This is a genomic window from Mucilaginibacter sp. P4_G9 (assembly GCF_056400985.1).
The window spans coordinates 1-720 of record NZ_JBFUKF010000905.1; the positions used below are offsets into that span (position 1 = coordinate 1).

A 720-nucleotide genomic window follows, 5' to 3' on the forward strand; every position below is an offset into this window, starting at 1 on the left:
GTGCAGGGCCAATAAAACCGGCATTCGTACGCGGTAAAATTCATCTAAATTTGAAGAAAATATAGACAGGAAATTTACCCTTTCCATTAAGGGAAGATCCTCCTTTTCGGCCTCCATTAAAATACGCCCGTTAAAAAGCAGCCAGCTCAGGTCCCTGTCAAAAAATGAGTAATCCATAAATAGCAGTATTTGTTTAGTAATAAAATTTACTGCTTACAGCAATGTTGAAATAATGAATGCAGCTACCGAAATAATAAGCCCAAACATGAATATATTATAAGAAGCACGCAATAACCTGTATTTTTTACCCAGTACAACGCCCTGCGAATAATTGTCGCGGATGAGGCTGCCATACAAAAAGTCGCTATCGTCCATCATTTTAATCATTCCATCGCTGTATTCATTAAGCGACATCCGGTAAAAGTTACCAAAAAACAACAGGTTAACCGTTTTCTTTTCAATGTCATCATGCGTAAACAATCCGCTCGGGATAGACGGCCGGGTTGCGAGAATAGAAAATGTCATGGTAAGTAAGCTTACAGCAAGCAGCATGAAAGTTGGTATCAGCAGGTTTGAATGCTCGTCAAGCTTACGTAGTACCAAACTAATGATAGCCGATAAAATGATAGAGTTTACAGTGATCATGATATGAGCCTTATTGTCGGCCATATCGCTCAACCGCTGGTGATTGCTTGAGCTGATGCGGAACATGGTTTCGAT

General features: G+C 40.0%; 2 protein-coding genes. Both read right to left on the reverse strand.

Going from position 1 to position 720, the window contains the following annotated elements:
* Positions 1-177: hypothetical protein (locus AC1DPZ_RS28470; protein WP_477409872.1), on the reverse strand; the 177-nt coding region annotated here is incomplete at its 3' end.
* Positions 178-213: 36 nt separating this feature from the next.
* Positions 214-720, reverse strand: a 507-nt coding sequence (locus AC1DPZ_RS28475; RefSeq protein WP_477409870.1) for a Pycsar system effector family protein, incomplete at its 5' end; no start/stop codon positions are given.